Annotated in this window: 16 protein-coding genes; 11 read left to right on the forward strand and 5 right to left on the reverse strand. The window is 66.2% G+C overall.

The window, feature by feature from the left end; genetic code table 11:
* Nucleotide 1: 1 nt before the first annotated feature.
* Both QWY79_RS14850 and QWY79_RS14855 read right to left on the reverse strand, forming a co-directional pair.
* Entirely contained in the window at nt 2–1,414 is a 1,413-nt protein-coding gene (locus QWY79_RS14850; protein WP_290274447.1) for a cytochrome ubiquinol oxidase subunit I, read from the reverse strand.
* 187 nt (nt 1,415–1,601) lie between these two features.
* Complete coding sequence (locus tag QWY79_RS14855) at nt 1,602–2,579, reverse strand: calcium/sodium antiporter (protein ID WP_290274450.1); 978 nt, start codon at nt 2,577–2,579, stop codon at nt 1,602–1,604.
* 144 nt (nt 2,580–2,723) lie between these two features.
* Between QWY79_RS14855 and QWY79_RS14860 the strand changes: the two genes are divergently transcribed.
* The 8 genes from QWY79_RS14860 to QWY79_RS14895 all read left to right on the forward strand — a co-directional run bounded on the left by QWY79_RS14860 (nt 2,724) and on the right by QWY79_RS14895 (nt 11,331).
* On the forward strand, nt 2,724–4,055 hold the full coding sequence (locus QWY79_RS14860; protein WP_290274777.1) for a paraquat-inducible protein A: 1,332 nt from the start codon (nt 2,724–2,726) through the stop codon (nt 4,053–4,055).
* Complete coding sequence (gene pqiB / locus QWY79_RS14865; protein ID WP_290274453.1) at nt 4,052–5,737, forward strand: intermembrane transport protein PqiB; 1,686 nt, start codon at nt 4,052–4,054, stop codon at nt 5,735–5,737. The genes QWY79_RS14860 and pqiB overlap by 4 nt, the downstream gene beginning before the upstream one ends.
* Nucleotides 5,734–6,330 (forward strand): PqiC family protein, encoded by a 597-nt coding sequence (locus QWY79_RS14870; RefSeq protein WP_290274456.1) that lies wholly within the window; start codon nt 5,734–5,736, stop codon nt 6,328–6,330. Before pqiB ends, QWY79_RS14870 begins: the two co-directional genes overlap by 4 nt.
* A gap of 143 nt (nt 6,331–6,473) precedes the next feature.
* Complete coding sequence (locus QWY79_RS14875; protein WP_290274458.1) at nt 6,474–7,799, forward strand: DEAD/DEAH box helicase; 1,326 nt, start codon at nt 6,474–6,476, stop codon at nt 7,797–7,799.
* A 145-nt stretch (nt 7,800–7,944) separates the two neighbouring features.
* Nucleotides 7,945–8,445, forward strand: a complete 501-nt coding sequence (locus QWY79_RS14880; protein WP_290274460.1) for a hypothetical protein — start codon at nt 7,945–7,947, stop codon at nt 8,443–8,445.
* A gap of 6 nt (nt 8,446–8,451) precedes the next feature.
* Complete coding sequence (locus QWY79_RS14885) at nt 8,452–9,669, forward strand: MFS transporter (RefSeq protein WP_290274463.1); 1,218 nt, start codon at nt 8,452–8,454, stop codon at nt 9,667–9,669.
* A 29-nt stretch (nt 9,670–9,698) separates the two neighbouring features.
* Nucleotides 9,699–10,763 (forward strand): asparaginase, encoded by a 1,065-nt coding sequence (locus tag QWY79_RS14890; protein ID WP_290274466.1) that lies wholly within the window; start codon nt 9,699–9,701, stop codon nt 10,761–10,763.
* A gap of 328 nt (nt 10,764–11,091) precedes the next feature.
* A complete protein-coding gene (locus tag QWY79_RS14895; RefSeq protein ID WP_290274468.1) occupies nt 11,092–11,331 on the forward strand; it encodes a DUF2789 domain-containing protein in 240 nt (79 codons plus the stop codon).
* 8 nt (nt 11,332–11,339) lie between these two features.
* Here the strand turns inward: QWY79_RS14895 and QWY79_RS14900 are convergent, their stop codons facing one another.
* On the reverse strand, nt 11,340–11,762 hold the full coding sequence (locus tag QWY79_RS14900) for an SRPBCC family protein (protein WP_290274470.1): 423 nt from the start codon (nt 11,760–11,762) through the stop codon (nt 11,340–11,342).
* Between the two features lie 236 nt (nt 11,763–11,998).
* Between QWY79_RS14900 and queC the strand changes: the two genes are divergently transcribed.
* From queC to QWY79_RS14915, 3 genes are read left to right on the forward strand one after another with little or no spacing between them, the layout of a single operon-like run.
* Complete coding sequence (queC, locus tag QWY79_RS14905) at nt 11,999–12,718, forward strand: 7-cyano-7-deazaguanine synthase QueC (RefSeq protein ID WP_290274472.1); 720 nt, start codon at nt 11,999–12,001, stop codon at nt 12,716–12,718.
* Complete coding sequence (queE, locus tag QWY79_RS14910) at nt 12,711–13,364, forward strand: 7-carboxy-7-deazaguanine synthase (protein ID WP_290274474.1); 654 nt, start codon at nt 12,711–12,713, stop codon at nt 13,362–13,364. Before queC ends, queE begins: the two co-directional genes overlap by 8 nt.
* A complete protein-coding gene (locus QWY79_RS14915) occupies nt 13,364–14,215 on the forward strand; it encodes a 6-carboxytetrahydropterin synthase (RefSeq protein ID WP_290274477.1) in 852 nt (283 codons plus the stop codon). Before queE ends, QWY79_RS14915 begins: the two co-directional genes overlap by 1 nt.
* 304 nt (nt 14,216–14,519) lie before the next feature.
* Here QWY79_RS14915 and QWY79_RS14920 read toward each other — a convergent pair whose 3' ends face one another.
* Complete coding sequence (locus QWY79_RS14920; protein ID WP_290274479.1) at nt 14,520–14,813, reverse strand: YkgJ family cysteine cluster protein; 294 nt, start codon at nt 14,811–14,813, stop codon at nt 14,520–14,522.
* A gap of 260 nt (nt 14,814–15,073) precedes the next feature.
* Nucleotides 15,074–18,982: an ATP-binding protein gene (locus QWY79_RS14925; RefSeq protein ID WP_290274482.1), complete on the reverse strand. Its 3,909-nt coding sequence runs from the start codon at nt 18,980–18,982 to the stop codon at nt 15,074–15,076.
* Nucleotide 18,983: the final 1 nt, after the last annotated feature.

The following is an 18,983-nucleotide window of genomic DNA, read 5'->3' on the forward strand; positions in this document are numbered from 1 at the left end:
CTCAGCTCCTGCCCGGTTGACTGGCGGCGTCCTCGAAGGGGACATGAGTGGCGGAAAGCGGGCGCATCGGCCGCTCGACCTCATCGTCATGCGGCTCGAGGTCCGGCAGCATGCCCTGGCGCACCACCCGGGTCAGGTAGTAGACACCGACCCAGAAGACCACGGCATAGACGGCCACATAGCCGAGCAGGGTGGTCAGCGCCATCCAGCCACTCAGCGACGACGTCAACGACTCGGCCTGATCCATGATGCCGTAGACCAGCCAGGGCGCCCGGCCGATCTCGGTGACGAACCAGCCGGCCAGTACCGCCACGAAAGGCGCAATGCTCATCACCCGCATCAACTGCAGGAAGCCGCGACTCTCGTACAGGCGCCCCCGGGCGCGCAGCCAGAGCCCGGCGATCGCCACCCCGATCATCACCAGGCCGACTCCCACCATGACGCGGAACGACCAGAAGACCAGCCACACCGGCGGCTGTTCGGCGGGCGCCGCTTCGCTGACACCAGGAATCTCGCCGTCGACATCATGGGTCAGGATCAGGCTCGCCAGCCCCGGAATGCCGAACTCCACCAGATTTTCCTGCGCGTCCTGATCCGGCCAGGCAAACAACAGCAGGGGCGCATTGCCCTGGCGATCCCAGTTGCCCTCCATGGCGGCCACCTTGGTCGGCTGATGCTCCAGGGTGTTGAGGCCATGGGCATCACCCACCACCGCCTGGGCCGGTGCCAGCACCAGCAACAACCACAGGCACATGGAGAAGGCCTTGCGATTGGCCTCGACATCGCGACCGATCAGCAGGTACCAGGCGCTCACGCCGGCGACCACGAAGCCCCCTGTCAGGAAGGACGCCAGCACCATGTGCGCGAAGCGATACGGGAAGGAAGCATTGAAGATCGCCGCGGACCAGGACGTCACCTGGAAGCGGCCATCGACCATCTCGACCCCGGCCGGCGTCTGCATCCAGCTGTTGGCCGAGATGATCCAGAACACCGAAATGAAGGTCCCCAGCGCCACCATCAGGGACGCGAAGAGGTGAACGCCCTGGGGCACCTTGCCACGCCCGAACAGCAGCACCCCCAGGAAGGCCGCCTCCAGGAAGAAGGCCGTTACCACCTCATAGCTGAGCATGGGACCCAGCAGATTCGAGGCCGCCCAGGAGAAGTTGCTCCAGTTGGTGCCGAACTGGAAGGACATCACGATGCCCGAGACGACCCCCATGCCGAACACCACGGCAAACACCTTGGCCCAGAAGATGGCCAGACGTTCCCAGGCTGGATTGCCGGTCTTGTAGAAGAGACCGTTGAGCAGAGCGAGATAGGAAGCGATACCGATGGAGAACACCGGAAATATGGCGTGAAAGGAAACCACGAAGGCAAATTGCAGTCGAGACAGCAGCAGAGGATCGAGTTCCATATCCGGCTCCAGATGGCTGCGCGATAGACAAGGCAGGCAGGTCCTGCACGATCCGGCATCGTCGACAGACTCCTGGACACCGGATGGGCGTCCGGGAGTCTGTCGGTCATGCTCCGGCTATCATAACGCCATCGGGATGACAGGCTAGCGTGTCGCATTGTCGCAGCCTGCCCAGCGTCTCGAGTGATCAGCCGCCCTGCACCACCAGATTGATCATGAAGCCGGTATAGACCAGATACATGGCCATCAGGGCACCGCCCTCGAGCCGATTGATGCGCCCGGCGCGCCCCCGCCAGCCGAGGGCGAAGACACTCATGAGAAGGGTCATGGCCATCATCAGGCTCCAGTCGCGCAACAGCACCTCGGAGGCCACCTCGATGGGTGCGATCAGCGCCGCCAGCCCCACGACACCCAGGGTATTGAACAGGTTGGAACCCACCACATTGCCCAACACCAGGTCATGTTCGCGGCGCCGCAGGGCACTGATCGACGAGGCCAGCTCGGGCAGCGACGTGCCCACCGCCACCACCGTCAGGCCGATGATCAGGTCGCTGACGCCGAAACTCTGGGCAATCGAAACCGCGCCCCACACCAGCAGGCGCGAGCTCACTACCAGCAGCACCAGCCCCAGAGCCGTCCACATCAGCCCGGCGCGCAGCGTCATCGAGTGCTGGGCGAGGCTCTCCTCGGTGTCAGTGGACAGCGCATCGGACGTCGTCTTCGCCCCCTGCCGAATCGAGAAGGCCATGAAGGCCGCCAGGATCAACAGCAGCAACCCGCCCTCGAGACGGCTCACCACGCCGCCCAGCAACAGCAGCGCCGACAGCAGGGTTACGCTGCCCAGAATGGGCAGCTCGCGACGCACCATGCTCGAATGCACCGCCAGTGGCGAGATCAGCGCCACCAGCCCGAGAATCAGGCCGATGTTGGCAATATTGGAGCCATAGGCGTTGCCCAGCGCCAGCCCAGGATTGCCCTGGTAGGCCGCAATGACCGACACCACCAGCTCCGGTGCCGAGGTCCCGAAGCCGATCACCAGCATGCCGATCAACAGGGGCGAAAGCCCCAGATGGGCAGAAGTGGCGGCCGCACCATCGACGAAACGCTCGGCACTCCACATCAACAGCACAAGACCCGCTAGCACCGCCAGTACGGGAAGCATCATGGTATCTCCAGTCACATTCGGGCCTGTATGTTTGACTATGGTTCCGTCGGCGTCAACGTGACACACTTGGCACTGACGCTTTACAGCAACCACTTGTTTGACCATGCCAGCCATCATGAGAGTGACGCGCTAGTGCCAAGGCCGATTCCCCCGCCGATTCCGCTGCCCGGATCAGCGCCGCTTGTCGACCAGTCTCCACCGGAGTCGCGTCACTCACGGCGGCGTCTGCGGGCCTGCCACCAGTGCGACTGGGTCATGGCCCTGCCGCCGCTGCGCTCCGGCGAGCAGGCCACCTGCCCGCGCTGCGGTCACGCCGAGGTACGTCGTCACCGCTACCCGGCGCAGCGCAGCATGGCCCTGGCCGTGGCCTCGCTGGTCACCCTGTTGCTGGCCATCAGTTACCCCTTCCTCGGCTTTACCGTCAAGGGCGTCAGCAACCACATCGAGCTGACCCAGTCGGCCACGCAACTCATCGGCTACCATGAACCCGTGGTCGCCATCGCCGTTCTGCTGACCATCCTGGTGCTGCCCGCTCTCTACCTGTGCGGCGTCATCCTGTTGCAGATCGGACTCCTGACCGGCAGGCCCCTGCCCCTGAGTCGGGTCATCGCCCGCTCGCTGGCGCATCTCGAGCCCTGGATGATGGCCGATGTCTTTCTGGTCGGCACTCTGGTCAGCCTGATCAAGATCGCCGGACTGGCACAGGTCGATCTCGGCTCCGGCTTCTGGGCCTTCGGTGTCTTCGTGATCCTGCTGGTGGCCACCAGTCAGTCCGTGGATCGCGACTGGCTGTGGTTTGCCCTGGCCGGCGAGCCCTCGGCCCCCGACGGCAGTCGCACCGGTCAGACCGCCGCGCCCCAGGGCCTGACCGGCTGTCACACCTGCGGGCTGGTCAACCGCCTGGACGCCCGCGGCAAGGGGCGCTGCCAGCGTTGCGGCGAGCCCCTGCACCACCGTCGCCCCCTGAGCCTGCAACGCACCTGGGCCTTGATCGCCGCCGCGGCGGTGTTGTACATACCCGCCAATGTCTATCCGATCATGACCACCACCAGCTTCGGGCGGCCCGATCCCTCGACCATCATCGGTGGCGTCGTCAAACTGATCGAGATGGGATCCTGGCCCGTGGCCCTGGTCATTCTGGTGGCCAGCGTGATCGTCCCGCTGGGCAAGCTGATTGCCCTGGCGTGGCTGTGTCTGGTTGCCCCGAGAGCGCATCGCATGAATGCCCTGGCAAGGACGCGACTGTATCGGCTGACCGAGTTCATCGGTCGCTGGTCGATGGTCGATATCTTCGTGGTCGCCATCCTGGTGGCCCTGATCCGTGCCGGCAACCTGATGTCCATTACCCCGGGACCCGCGGCCCTCGCCTTCGGCGCCGTGGTCGTGATCACCATGCTGGCCGCCATGAGCTTCGACCCACGGCTGATCTGGGATGAGCCTGCCGAACCGAAAAGGAAACGAGGACGCCTTCGATGAATGATACTCCTGCCGACAATGATCGGGACGACAACGATCACCGGGCCCGGACCTCCCGTCAGGCCCCGCTGTCGCCGATCTGGATCGTGCCCATCGTGGCACTGTTGATCGGTGCCTGGCTGATCTACGACAACTACGCCAGCCAGGGCCCCATGATCACCCTGACCATGGACAGCGCCGATGGCATCGAGGCCGGCAGCACCCTGATCAAGTCGCGCAATGTCGAGGTCGGTCAGATCGAGTCCGTGTCACTGTCGGACGACCGCTCGCATGTCGTCATGAAGGCACGCATGAAGACCCAGGCAGAGCCCATGCTGGTCGAGGACAGCAGTTTCTGGGTGGTCAAGCCGCGCATCGGCCGTGAAGGCATCAGTGGCCTCAATACCGTGCTCTCCGGCGCTTATCTGCAACTCGAACCGGGGCGCAGCGAGGAAGAGGCACGCTCCTTCGAAGTTCGCGAACAGCCCCCGGTTGCGGCCCCCGGCGCCGAAGGCCTGCGCATCAACCTGGTCAGCCAGGTGGGCAATGCCCTGAGCGTCGGCGATCCCATCACCTTCCAGGGCTTCCCCGTGGGCCGTGTCGAAAAGGCCGATTTCGACATCGAAGATCAGGAAATGCAGCACCGGGTGTTCATCGAGAGTCCGTACCACAGGCTGATCACGCGCAACACCCGTTTCTGGTCGACCAGCGGCATCGACTTCAGCCTCGACTCCCAGGGCGTCAACCTTCAGGTGGAATCCGTCGAAGCCCTGCTCGGCGGCGGGGTGACCTTCGGCGTGCCCGACGACCTGCCCCAGGGAGACCCCGTCTCGGCGGACACTACCTTCACTCTGCACCCCGATGAGAAGAGCGCGCGCCAGGGAACCTTCGATGAATACCTGGAGTATGTCCTGCTGATCGAGAACACCGTGCGCGGCCTGTCCAAGGGCGCTCCCGTCGAATTCCGCGGCGTGCGTATCGGCACCGTGGCCAGCGTGCCCTGGAACTTCACCGCCCCGCAGCCGGACGGCCGCGACCGCCTGGCCATCCCGGTGCTGATCCGCATCGAGCCGCAACGCCTCGGCATCGACAGCCAGGAACTCGACCTGGAGGAATGGAAGGCGCGTTTCACCCGCCTCTTCGACCGTGGCCTGCGCGCCTCGCTGAAGAGCGGCAGCCTGCTCACTGGCGCTCTTTTCGTCGACCTGACCTTCGACGAACAGCGCGCCGGAGAACATACCGCCGAGACCTTCGCCCAGCGTGACGTCTTCCCGACGACCTCCACCGGCCTGGCCCAGATCCAGTCACAGGTCACCGCGCTGCTCGACAAGCTCAACGGCCTGGAAATCGAGCCGATCCTGGCAAGCCTCGATAATAACCTGGCGACATCCAATACCATGCTCAAGGAAGTCCGCGAGTTGTCCGAGAGCCTCGACGCACTGGTCAACGATCAGGACGTTCGCGACCTGCCGGGCAACCTGAATGCCACCCTCGAGGACCTGCAGACCACGCTGCAGGGGCTGTCCGCCGACTCGCCGGCCTACCGCGAGCTGACCGACACCCTGGATCAGGTGGAGCGCCTGATGCGCGACCTCCAGCCCGCGGCGCGCAAGATCAGTCAAGACCCGCGCGCGCTGCTGCTCGACACCCAGGACGGCGAAGATCCGATTCCGCGCGCCCCCGGCACAAGGAGCCAGCCATGAAGCCACGCGGCCTCGCAACCCTCTTGACCGCCACGCTGGCGGCACTGGCCCTGAGCGGCTGTGCCACCAGCCAGGCGCCGGTCAACCAGTACACCCTCCCCGATGCCGCCGTCGCCCAGCAGGATATCGACGCCTCGGCCGAACACCAGCTGGTGATTCGCCCGATTCGCCTGGCCAGTTACCTGGACGTCGAAGGCATCGTCTTCCAGGTCGACGAGCTGACCGTGCGCGCCGCCCAGAGCCACCAATGGGCCGAACCGCTGGGCCGGCAACTGGAACGCGGCCTGCGCGATCGACTGGCCGCCCGGCTGCCGGATACACGCGTATTGCTGGACGACGAGACGCGCCGCCAGGACACGCCGGTCGCCCTGCGCATCGAGATGACCCGTTTCCAGGGCCATCATGATGGCCAGGCCATCGCCGAAGGACGCTGGCAGCTGCGCGACGCCAGCGGCGAGCTGCTCGCCCTGACGCCCTTCCGCCAGACCACCCCGCTGCAGGCCGACGGCTACCCGGCGCTGGTCAAGGCCCTCGGCGCCGACCTGGACAGCCTCGCCGAACAGCTCGCCGACCGCATCCGGCAGCTGCGCTGAGGCCAGGGATATGCCATAATAGCGCCCTTCGCGGCATCGCTGGTCCCTCCTGCCGCGTCTGACCCTATTCCTGCGTCTCGATCCGGGACTGGCCGGCTGCCTACAGCAACCGGCACGGATCGCGACGTTGCTGCGGAGACTGCATGAGTTTTTCCGACCTAGGCCTGAGGCCTGAACTGCTGAATGCCATCGAGGCACAAGGCTATACCGAAGCGACCCCCATCCAGCGCCAGGCCATTCCGGCCGTGCTCGACGGCCAGGACCTGCTGGCCAGCGCCCAGACCGGCACCGGCAAGACCGCCGGCTTCACCCTGCCGATGCTGCAGCGTCTGGCCGGCGGCAAGCGCCCCGCCAAGCGCGGCGTGCGCGCCCTGGTACTGACCCCGACCCGCGAGCTCGCCGCTCAGGTGGGCGAGAGCGTGCGCGACTATGGCCAGAACCTGTCGCTCAGCTCCCACGTCATCTTCGGCGGCGTGGGCCAACAACCCCAGGTGGATGCCATCCGCCAGGGGCTCGACATCCTGGTGGCTACACCGGGCCGGCTGCTCGACCTGCAACAGCAGGGTCATGTGGACCTGTCCGGCGTCGAGATCCTGGTCCTCGATGAAGCCGACCGCATGCTCGACATGGGCTTCATCCACGATATCCGCAAGGTGCTCAAGCTGCTGCCGGTCAAGCGCCAGAACCTGCTGTTCTCGGCCACTTTCTCCAACGAGATCCAGACCCTGGCCAACCAGCTGCTCGACAACCCGACTCTGATCGAGGTGGCGCGCCGCAACACGACCGCCGAAACCGTCGACCAGGCCGTGTACCGCGTCGACCGCGAGCAGAAACGCGACCTGCTCGCCCACCTGATTCACTCCCAGCGCTGGTTCCAGGTGCTGGTCTTCACCCGCACCAAGCATGGCGCCAACCGGCTGGCCGAACACCTGGGCAAGCGCGACATCCCGGCCATGGCCATCCACGGCAACAAGAGCCAGTCGGCGCGCACCAAGGCGCTGACCGCCTTCAAGGCCGGCGATCTGCAGGTCCTGGTGGCCACCGACATCGCCGCCCGCGGTCTGGACATCGACGAACTGCCCCATGTGGTCAACTTCGAGCTGCCCAATGTCGCCGAAGACTATGTCCATCGCATCGGCCGCACCGGCCGTGCCGGCAATGAAGGCCAGGCCGTGTCGCTGGTCTGCGTCGACGAACACGGTCTGCTGAAGAACATCGAGCGTCTCATCAAGCGTGATCTGGTCAAGCATGTCGAGCCCGGCTTCGAGCCGGACCCCAATGCCAAGCCGGAGCCCATCGAGAATGGCCGCGGCGGTCGTGGCCGTGGGCGCGGTGGCCCCGGTGGCGGCAAGTCCAGCGGCGGCAAGCCCGCCAATGCCAAGGGCACGGGCGACGGTGATGCCGGCAACCGTGAGGCCCCGGGCCGCAAGCGGAGTCGCCGCGGTGGTCAGAAACGTCAACAGGCTTGATACTGACACAGCCGACACGCCCGGAGACGCCGCCGGTAACGCCAGGCACTACCTCCGGGCACCACGCCAGGCGACGGCCTGGCACCATGCACCCAGGGCACCGCGCGATTGCGCGGGCCCACTCGAACGGCAAGCAAGGAACGCCATGGACACCCAGAATCTGCTCCGTGATTACAATCGCTGGCTGACCTTCCAGCGCCAGGCTCAACTCGAACGCGAACACAGTGCCGCCGTGCGCGAGCTGGACAAGTCCCGCGTGTCGGCCACCCGCATGACCGAGGCCTATCGCAGCATGGCCGAGAAGGCGGCCAGCGAGGGCGCCTGCTATCGCACCCTCTTCCTGCGCAACGTCGAAGGCCAGGCACTCGCCTGCGAAGGCTGGCTGTTCGTTCGTCGCGTGCTCGCCGAAGGCGGTACCACCCGCGTGCGTGCCACCCTGCTGACCACCTTCACCCTGCAGGATGGCCGACTGAATCCGGGCGACCAGCCGGCGGAAAAGGTCACCCTGGAAATCTTCGAACACCTCAAGGTCGACCAGGGCATGGCCAGCATGGCAAGGGTCGACCGCGTCAATGGCGGCGAGGACATGCAGTTCATCACACTGCTGGATTCGGCACGCGGCGATCTCGGCCAGCACATGAAATAGGCTCACATGTCCGGCTCCCGTCAGACCGCCCACCCGGCGCTGTTCATGCTGCTGATGATACTGGTCGGCCTCAACCTGAGGCCGGCCTTGTCGTCACTGGCCCCCGTACTGCCGCGCATCGAAGCCCAGACCGACATCAGCGTGGGCGGTATCGGCGCACTGACAACCCTGCCCGTGCTCTGCCTGGGGCTCTTTGCCCCCCTGGCCCCCTGGCTGGCTCGTCGGCTGGGCGCCGAACGCAGCCTGTCCCTGGCTCTGCTGGTCCTGGCCACGGGACTGGGATTGCGCGGGCTGGCCAGCCCCGTCTGGCTGTTCACCGGAACCTTCCTGGTCGGCGCCGGCATCGGCGTGGCCGGCAGTCTGCTGCCCGCCCTGGTCAAGCGTGAACTCCCCGCTGCCGCGGATCTGATGACCGGCGTCTACACCATGGCGTTGTGTCTCGGCGGCGCGCTGGGCGCCGGCCTCAGCATCCCCCTGGCCGATGCCCTGCACAGCTGGCCGCTGGCCCTGGTGGCCTGGTCGGCACTGGCGATCACGGCCCTGGTCGCCTGGCTGGCCCTGATGCCGCAGCCATCCAGCCCCGCGATCCAGCACGCCAGCGGCGGCAGCATCCGGGCGCTGCTGCGTCAGCCACTGGCCTGGCAGGTCATGATCCTGATGGGACTGCAGTCCTCGCTGGCCTATATCGTCTTCGGCTGGCTGCCCAGCCTGCTCATCGAACGTGGCTATGACGATGCCCGGGCCGGCTGGATGATGGCCGCCTCGGTGATGGTCCAGCTGGTATCGGCGCTGGCAGCCCCCTGGCTGGCACGGCTGGGGCGTGATCAGCGCCCGGCACTGCTGCTGATGCTGTCGATGGTCGCGACCGGCTTGAGTGTGCTACTAGTGGGCCCCATCGAATGGCGCTGGGCCGGCGTGACGCTGCTGGGGCTCGGCCAGGGCGGCAGCTTCAGCATGGCGCTGACACTGATCGTGCTGCGCACCGCCGACTCGCGCCTGGCCGGCCGGCTCTCCGGACTGGCCCAGGGCGGCGGCTATAGCCTGGCAGCCCTGGGGCCGCTGGCCGTTGGTCTGATGCGGGAGTATGACCTGAGCCTGATGACCATCAATCTGGTATTGCTCGCTATCGCCGCCCTGGCCGCCGGCTTCGCCGTGCTCGCCGGGCGCCAACGCCGTCTGGAAACCGATGAACAGGGCCGCCTGTTCACGCGCATCTACCACTGAGCGCCGCGACGAGACCTCAAGGAGCCGCGATGTCAGCCACCACTCCCTCACTGCTGGTCATCTACACGGGCGGCACGCTCGGCATGGTGGAAAGCGAATCGGGCCTGGTGCCGGGCCCGGACTTCGAGGGCCGCCTGCGTCGGACACTGCAGGCACTGCCAGCCGACAGGCGTGACGCCCTGCCCGACTTCACATGGATGCAGACCGAGCCGGCGATCGACTCCAGCGCCGCCACACCGGCCGACTGGCAACGCCTCGGTCACCTCATCGCCGCTCACTATTCGGCGTATCAGGGCGTGCTCATCCTGCATGGCACCGACACCCTGGCCTGGACGGCCTCCAGCCTCGCCTACCAGCTTCAGGGCATCCACTGCCCGGTCATCATCAGCGGTGCCATGGCCCCGCTGGAGCGTGAAGGCAGCGACGCCCTGGGCAATATCGAGGCAGCCATGCACTTTGCCATCCGGCCCGATCTCGCGGAAGTCGCGCTCTGCTTCAACGGTCAATTGCTGCGCGGCGTGCGCAGCCGCAAGTGGCAGACCCAGCAGGCGGACGCCTTCACCAGCCCCAACCACCCGCCTCTGGGCGCCTTCATCGACAACCAGGCCGTCATCTACTCCGGACGCGGCTTGACCGACCATCAGCGTGGCGCACCGCGTTTCGAGCTGCCGGACTATGGCAGCCTGAGTGCCGGCGGCGTGCCCCGGATCGCACTCTGGCCCGGCATCAGCGCCTGGCAGCTGGAAGCCTGGCTGCTCGACGAGCGCGTCCAGGGAGCCCTGCTGGAAGTCTGGGGCGGCGGCAACGTACCGGAAGACCCGGCCATTCTGGGCGTCCTCGCCCAGGCCTCCGGGGAAGGCAAGCTGCTCGCGGCGATCAGTCAGTGCCCTCAGGGTGGCATCAGCCTGGGCCACTACGCCGCCGGCCAGGGGCTGGTGGACGCCGGCGTGATGTCCGGCGATGACATGACCCCGGAAGCCGCCGTGACCAAGCTGGTTCACCTGCTCGCCCAACCGCTGGACGACGCCGAACGACGCCGACGATTCCTGACCCCTTTGGTCGGCGAACGCAGCGCACCGCTGGTCGAGATGTAAGCTGGAAGCAAAGAGCAGCGGCGAGGTGCGAGCCACGAGCCACGAGCGGTTGGAAGCGGGACGCGAGCTGGGTGTTTTTCACCGCGCCGATGGCAGTAAGCTCACACGCCAAAGCCCGCAACCAACTGCTCTCAGCTCGCAGCTCGTACCCCACAGCTCATAGCTCGTACCCCGCAGCTCGAAGCCCGCAGCTCGAAGCCCGCAGCTCGAAACTCATAGCTCGTAGCCCGCAGCTCGTAGCTCGTAGCTCGTAGCTCGTAGCTCGTAAGCAAACAACACCATCAGCGTCTAGTCTTCACTCATCGACACGCATTACGAGGAGCCTGTCATGGAAGCCTATGACCATCCCTTCAGCGAACTCTTCGATCAGCTCGGCCTGGCGTCGGATCCCGACTCCATCAAGCGCTTCATCGACCATCACGCGCCGATTCCCGAGGACGTCGCCCTGCCCGATGCGCCCTGCTGGAACGAGGGGCAGTCGGAGCTGCTGCGCGAGGCGCTGGAAGCCGACGCGGACTGGGCCGAGGTGGTCGATCACCTGGATGCCTCGCTGCGCAAGACCGGCTGACGCGGGGTTCACTCCCCCGCGTGGAGACGCGCGGCGACGCGGTCTAGGATCTGCTGGCTGACGCGATTGACCAGGGGAGTGGCCGCCCGCCGCACGGCCTTCTCGACGAAGCGGTTCTTGATCTCGTACTCCACGCACAGCGCGACCTGCGTGCCTTCCGGCACCCGGGTCAGCTGGTAACGCCCGGTATTGTGAACACCATCCACGGACTCCCAGGCCAGCACCGAGGGCGCCACCGACTCGGTGATGACCACGTCGAAGGTCCAGTCCATGCCCACCGCCCTGACGTGCCAGCGGTAATGCGCGTCACCCAACGGCTCGATGGCCTCGATCAGGTCGGAGTAGTCGACAAAGTCCTCGACCCGCTCCAGCAGGGCGAATACCCGCTCGGGAGGCGCATGGAGAGTGGCGCTGTGTTCGATCGTGGACATGATGACCCCATGAAGGCATGTGATACAGCGGCAACGTCGGACGCTGTCGGCGGCGGCTGACTGCAGCGCCAGTATATCAGCCCGTGCGTGGCACCCGAACCACGAAACATCGCCCGCCATGGCCGGCGCCCTCCCTGCCGACCTGCCGAACTTGGCGCCCCTGCCCTCGGCAACGTAGACTATGCGCCCGCCGGACCGGAACCCGGCCATCAAATTCTCCGACTTGCAGGCCCGAAATGTCCCAGTCTTCCTCTTCCAGTGCCACCGTGGTCATCTACTCCGGCGGCATGGACTCCTATACCGTATTGCACCGTGCGCTGCGTGAAGGTCTCGAGGTACACGCCCTCTCCTTCGACTACGGTCAGCGTCACAGCCGCGAAATCGAGGTTGCCCGGCGTGTCTGCGCCGCGCTCGAGGTGCCTCACCAGGTCATCGACATCCGTGCCATCCATTCCCTGATCGACAACTCGGCTCTCACCGACAGCGACCGCAGCATGCCCGACGGGGACTACGACGCCGACAACCTGACGGCCACCGTGGTGCCCAACCGCAACATGATGCTGCTCTCCATGGCCATCGCCAAGGCCGTCAACATCGGCGCCGGCCGGGTCGACTACGGCGCCCACGGCGGTGACCATGTCCTCTATCCGGACTGCCGCCCGGCCTTCGTCGAGGCCATGAACGCCGTGGCCGGCATCGCCAACTTCGAGCCGGTGACCATTCACACGCCCTACCTGCACAGCAGCAAGGCCGAGATCCTTGCCGATGGCCTCGCCATGGGACTCGATTACGCCGCCACCTGGACCTGCTACGAAGGCGCCGAGCTCGCCTGCGGGCGCTGTGGCAGCTGTCGCGAGCGACTGGCGGCCTTTGCCGCCAACCGGGCCAGCGACCCGCTGGCCTATGCCGCCACCGCTGAGTCAGCCGGGTCGAGCGAGGGCCGCGAGGATGTATAGCGTCAAGGAAGCCTTCTACTCCCTGCAGGGCGAAGGCGGTCAGGCCGGCCGCGCCAGCGTCTTCTGCCGTTTCGCCGGCTGCAACCTCTGGTCGGGGCGCGAGGCCGATCGTGCCACGGCTGCCTGTCACTTCTGCGACACCGACATCCGCGGCACCGACGGTCAGAACGGCGGTCGCTTTGGTGATGCCGACGCCCTCGGCGCCCATCTCGAGTCACTCTGGCCGGGCGGCCCGGATGGCGCTCATCCCCAGGTGATCTTCACCGGTGGCGAGCCGCTGCTGCAGCTGGATGATGCCCTGATCGCCGCCATGCACGAGCGCGGCTTCGATGTCGCCGTGGAAACCAACGGCACCCTGGCAGCCCCGGCCGGCATCGACTGGCTGTGCGTCAGCCCCAAGGGCCGCAACCCGCTGGTCCAGACCCGGGGCGATGAACTCAAGCTGGTCTACCCCCAGGCCGAGGCACCGCCCGAGCGCTTCACCGGCATGGACTTCCGGCACTTCTATCTGCAGCCAATGGATAGCGCACCGCTGGCCAGCATGGAACACAGCGGCGACACCATGGCCAGCACCGTGGCCTACTGCCTGGCCAACCCGCGCTGGCGGCTCTCGTTGCAGACCCACAAGATCGCAGGGATCGACTGATGACACTCTTCGTCAACCGCCTGACACAACTGGACACCTCCATGTGGTGCCCGACGCGAGGCCTGATCGGCACCAGCTGGCAGGTCGATGCCGAACTCGACGGCGAGCTCGGCGACGACGGCATGTTATTCGACTTCGGCCGGGTCAAGCCGTGGATCAAGTCACGCCTCGACCAGAGCCTCGATCACACCCTGCTGGTGCCCACCGAGGCGCCCGGGGTGAACGTTCAGCCCTGCCCGGAAGGTCTGCGCATTCGCACCGAGACGCCCTATGCCATGGAGGTCCGCGGTCCTCGCCAGGCCTTCAGCCTGCTGCCCTGGCCGACGATCAGCCTGGCGCGGCTAGCCGAGCATCTCGAGCAGATGCTGATGCGCCAGCCGCCGACCAACGTCGAGGGTGTGCGCCTGACACTTGCCGATGAAGCCATCGAGGGTGCCCACTACACCTACAGCCATGGCCTCAGGCGTCACGACGGCAACTGCCAGCGCATCACCCATGGACATCGTTCGCGGCTGCGCATCTGGCAGAACGGTCAGCGCGTGCCGAGCCTCGAGGCCGACTGGGCGCAGCGCCTGGCGGACTGTTATCTGGTCGACGAAGCCGATGTCGCGGAAGGCCTGGAGGCCTCCTTCATGGGGCGGCTGATCGCCAGCTACCGCGCCGACCAGGGCCGCTTCGTGGTCAACCTGCCCCGTGAACGCTGCGTGGTCATGCCCCATGCCACCACGGTAGAAAACATCGCCGCCTGGCTGGCGTCGCAAATCGCCCGGGAGAGCGGACAGCGGACCCGGGTTCAGGCCTTCGAAGGCATCGACAAGGGGGCTATCGCCGAAGCTCGAAGCGGCGAGTAACGAGGCTCGAGAGGCGAGAAACGAGCGGCGAGAAACGAGGGGCGAGAAACGAGACACGAGCGGCGAGAAACGAGCCGCGAGAAACGAGCGCTTGGTAGCAGACTGCGGGGTCGAGACACGAACCGCGAGTTGCTAGAGCTGGGTATTCGGCTGCGGGGTCGAGAAACGAGAGGCGAGCAACGAGCGACGACCGCATGATAGTAGGCTGCAGGGCACGGGCGGCGAGCAGTAAACGCGAATGCTACTCCTGGCCCTGTAACTCGACTGCCAGCCGCTCGTCGCTCGCAGCTCGGCTGCTCGAAATTCAGGTACTCACTTCCAGGGCGGCGATACGCGCCAGGGCCTGGTCGCGATTCTCGCCGCAGAGTTCAGGGTCATAGTCGAAGGCCCGGCACACCTCGGGGCGGCGGGGGTCGCCGAACAACCTGCACAGGTTGTCGGCGTCGAGCTGCACGCAGCGTACGCCCTGCGGCTTGCCGTCGGGCATGCCCGGAATCGGCGAGCTGATCGACGGCGCAATGCAGCAGGCGCCACAGCCCGCACGGCACCCCGTATCAGCGGAGGAGCGCGCCTCTTGATCCTGATCGCGCCTTGCCATTGACGTATCCTCCCACCGTTGAGGCTCGTAGGCGACCGGCCCCCACACTAGCTGCCACATACCCAGGTTGGCGCCAACAGCTTGTCTCGAGCTTCGAGAGCCGAGCTGCGAGCGGCTGGAAGCCGAACTCCAGGGCCGGGACCGGCACCTTTGCATACTAATCGCCACTCGCGGCTCGCTTCTCGTTCCTCGCCACTCGCATCCCGCAGCGCCCGCAACTCGCGGCTCGTTTCTCGCCGCTCGTCACTCACCGCCAGTCCCTAGACATCCGCCAGATGCGGCAGTCGCTTGTCCAGCAGGTTGCGCCAGCGCACCAGCACCGGGGCATCACTGTGACTGACGTCACCCAGCAGACGCCGGAAGGCTTCCCGGGCCTCGCTGTCCTCCGGGTCGACCAGGGTCAGCCACAGTTCGAGTCCGCAGAGCTCCTGGTGCAGGTTGCCATCATCGCGCGCCTGCTGCAGGGCCTGCTCGGCCAGGCCGCGCACGACCTCGGCCGGACGCCCGAGGTGATGCCGGACCCGAGCCAGCTGGATGGACAGCTCCGGAATGAACAGCGTCGAACGCTCGCGAGCCACCAGCAGGGACTGGTCGAGATAATCCTCGGCACGCTCCAGTTCGTTCATGGAGACGCAGGCATCGACGAACCACAGCGCCGGGCGTTGATGCGGGTCACGGCCGGTCAGGTCGGTGAGCTCCTGCAGGGTGCCCTCGAGCACCGCCAGACCCTCCCGGTCGCCGGCCATGGCACGCTGCCAGCCGAGCACGCTGCGCGCCGAAATCTGCCACAGATGCAGATCCGACGAGCCGGTGATCCGGTAAGCCCGCTCGGCGCGGCTCGACGCCAGGTGCACATGGCCCAGCTGGCGATACAGGGCCGCGGCATACATCAAGGCCATGGCCAGACTGCCGGGATGATTGAAATGCTCGGCCAGGCGAATCGCCGCCTCGGCCTGGCGCTCGGCACGCTTATAATCGCCGCGCAGACACAGCGCCCAGCCCTGGAAGCAGGAAGCCGCCACCTGTGGATGATCGGAGAACGGCAACCACTCGATCATCATCGGCGAATTGAGCGGATCGATCTCCTCCAGATGCTCATAGGCCTGCTCGATACGCCCGGCCCAGTACTCGCAGCTGGCACGGGCGAAATCCGCCAGGCGACGGTAGCGAGGGTCCTCGAGGCGCGCCGCCACATCGGCCAGCCGCGATGCCAGCATGAAGGCATCGGCATGCGCATTGCGCTGACTGCAGCCGACCCAGAGCCCCCACTTGACCAGGAAGACCTGCTCGAGATCCTCGTTGTCCTCGGGCAGCTCGTCGCAGCTATTCAGCAGCTCGCGGGCACGCACGAAACTCTCGTGCGCGGTCGGCGAACCGTGCCCTTCCAGGGCAAAGGCGGCCTGACCGCGCACGGTATGCAGACTGATCTCGCGCTCGACCTGGTCCTCCACGTGACGCAGGCTCGCCAGGCCGAAGTCGGCCATGCGCAGCGCCGTGCGATTGGCGCTGACCTTGAGGGCCTCGCGAGCGGCCAGCTCGAAATAGCGAGCGCCCCGGGCGTAGTGGCCACTGCGGCGTAGATGGGTGGCGAAATCCCCCGGATGGCGGCTGATCCAGACCGGGAAGTGCTCCTCGATCAAGCCCACCACCTGACGATGCAGATCGACCCGGATATCCCGCGGGCACGACAGATAGGCCGCTTCCTGCAGCAGCTGGTGGGTGAACTGGTATTCACGCCCCTCGCTGTCGTTGTCCACCGGCTCGATGATCTCCAGGCGAATCATCTGCTCGATGGCCGACTTGAGACGCGTCATGTCCCAGCCGCTGCACTCGGCCAGCAGATCGAGGCGGAATTGACGCCCCAGCACCGCCGCCACATGCGCCACCTCGCGGTCGGTGTCCAACTGGTCGATGCGGCTGGCCAGCAGCCCCAGCAGGCCACGCGGCAGCTCGTCGAGCTGGGTCGTGCGACCCTCGCGACGATCCATGTCGACGCGGCGGCAGATCTCCTGCAGGTACAGCGGTACGCCATCGCAGCGCTCGATGATCTGACTGCGCAGCCTGGGGCTGAGATGCAGTCGATAGCGCTTGGCCAGCTGCGTCAGCAGCCGGGATGACTGGGTCTCGTCGAGGCGCCCCAGGGTCACCTGCTGATCCCAGTCGAGTCGGGTGGGCAGGGCCTCGCGCCCGTGGTGGCTGGCCACCAGCATGAAGGGACAGTTGATCGGCAGGCGCGCCTGCAGCGCGGCCAGCACCTTGAACGACGGTTCGTCCAGCCACTGCAGGTCATCGACCATCAGCACCAGGGTACGCGATTCGGTCAGCGCCGCGATCAGGCGCGTCAGCAGGGCCACCACCAGCTCGACGGCCTCGCCGCTCTTGATCAGGGCCGCCCCCTCGCGCGGCTCGCAGACCCCCAGGGCTTCCTTGAGCAACAACCGACGCTCATCGGACAGATTGTCCGGCATCAGCTCGACCAGGCGCTCATCGAAGTCCGCGCAACTGATATCGCTCTCCAGATGCCAGCGCACCAGCTGGCGAGCCACGCCATACGGCTCCTGGACGGACAAACGCGTCGTGGGTTGCCAGCAGATCAACGCCTCGCGACTCTGATCGAGCTGACGGAAGCCCACCAGCAGCGCCGACTTGCCGAGTCCCGAGGGCCCACGCACCAGCACGCTCTGACGCAGGCCGATGCCGGCGCGGGTCAGGGCATCACGCAGGGTCCGCAATGCTGTCTCGCGCCCCACCAGGCTGGGCGGCGTGGCTTCACGTCCACCCTCGTTGTCGCCCAGCACCAGGGCACGCAGGCGCACCCGGCCATCATTGGCGACCAGGCGCGACGTCAGGCGCGGCTGAAGATCCAGGGCCGGCGGCATGTGCTGACTGGCTTCCTGAGAGATCACCAGCTCGCTGCCCTCGGCGGCATTCATCAATGCCACCGCCACCTGTGTCACCTGGCCCAGCGGATCGACCAGATGACGCTCCGGCAGGTAGACCACCCGACCACTGTTGAGGCCGGCGGCAAACTCGAACAGCGGCGGCTGACCTTCGCCGCTCCAGTGCCGCTGGCACTCCTCCGGCAAGGCATGGCGGCAATGTTCGTACAGGGCCACCAGCTCGGCCAGCTGATGCGCCGGGCCATGGGTACCAAAACAGGCCAGGCCGAGGCCGCCGGTGGCGCCGGGCAGCCAGAAACCGCCCAGGTGATGGCACTGCTGCTCCAGCCAGCGCATCAGTTCGATCTGCAGGGCCAGGAAGTCGCGAGCTTCGCTGCGCGACGACAGGTCGGCATCGATGTTCAGGCGAATGGCCATGACCGACAGCTGGCGCTGCTCGACCTCGTCTTCGCGGATCGGTGCCGTGTTGTCGGCAATGGTCCGCGAGAAGGCACCACTCGGACCGGTCGCCGCCGGCTCGGACGAACCATCCGACCAGTAGCGCGCCAGCTGCAGAAAGCTCGGATCGGGTTGCTGACCACTCAGGGCCAGCTGTTGCAGATAGGCATTGTACTGCTCGTGGGCCGCGGCCTGCTGACCATGCTCGGCCAGCTGGCGCACGAGTTTTTCGTGGAAGGGGCCGTAACCCGAGAAACGGCTGACCAGGGCCTCGAGAAGCTGATCGGGGAGCGGCTCGCTCTGGTCGAGCACGGCCTCGGCAAAGCGGATCACGCGCTGGCGCCATTCATTGCGCACCTGCACCAGCCAGCGCAGGAATTCGGAGCAGTTGGGCAACTGCAGTTCCTCGACCAGGTCACCCTGATAATGTGACAGGACTTCTTCCAGGGTCTCGACGCTGGGCGGGCCATCCAGCAACGTCTGCAGTTCGTGGAGATCGAAGGTCCAGTGCTCGGGCAGCCGGAAGGCGATGGTCTGGCGGGACACGATCAATACCTGATCGGCCTGCTCGCCCATGGCCTGGCGCAGGCAATGCAACGCATGGCGCAGATTGGTACGCCCCGAGGACAGGCCCTGATCGGGCCACAGCAGTTCGGCCAGGCAGGCACGATTGACCGGCTGATCGTGCAACAGCAGATACACCAGCAATGCCTTGACCTTGTCATAACTGAAATGCGTCAGGGCATCATCGCCGAGGGTCAGCGAGAAATGTCCGAAAAGAGCCAGGCTGTCCTGCTCTTCACGAACGACGTCTTCGGAAGCATCCCGCATG

It is taken from the genome of Halomonas sabkhae (assembly GCF_030409265.1).
Lineage (GTDB): Bacteria > Pseudomonadota > Gammaproteobacteria > Pseudomonadales > Halomonadaceae > Halomonas > Halomonas halmophila.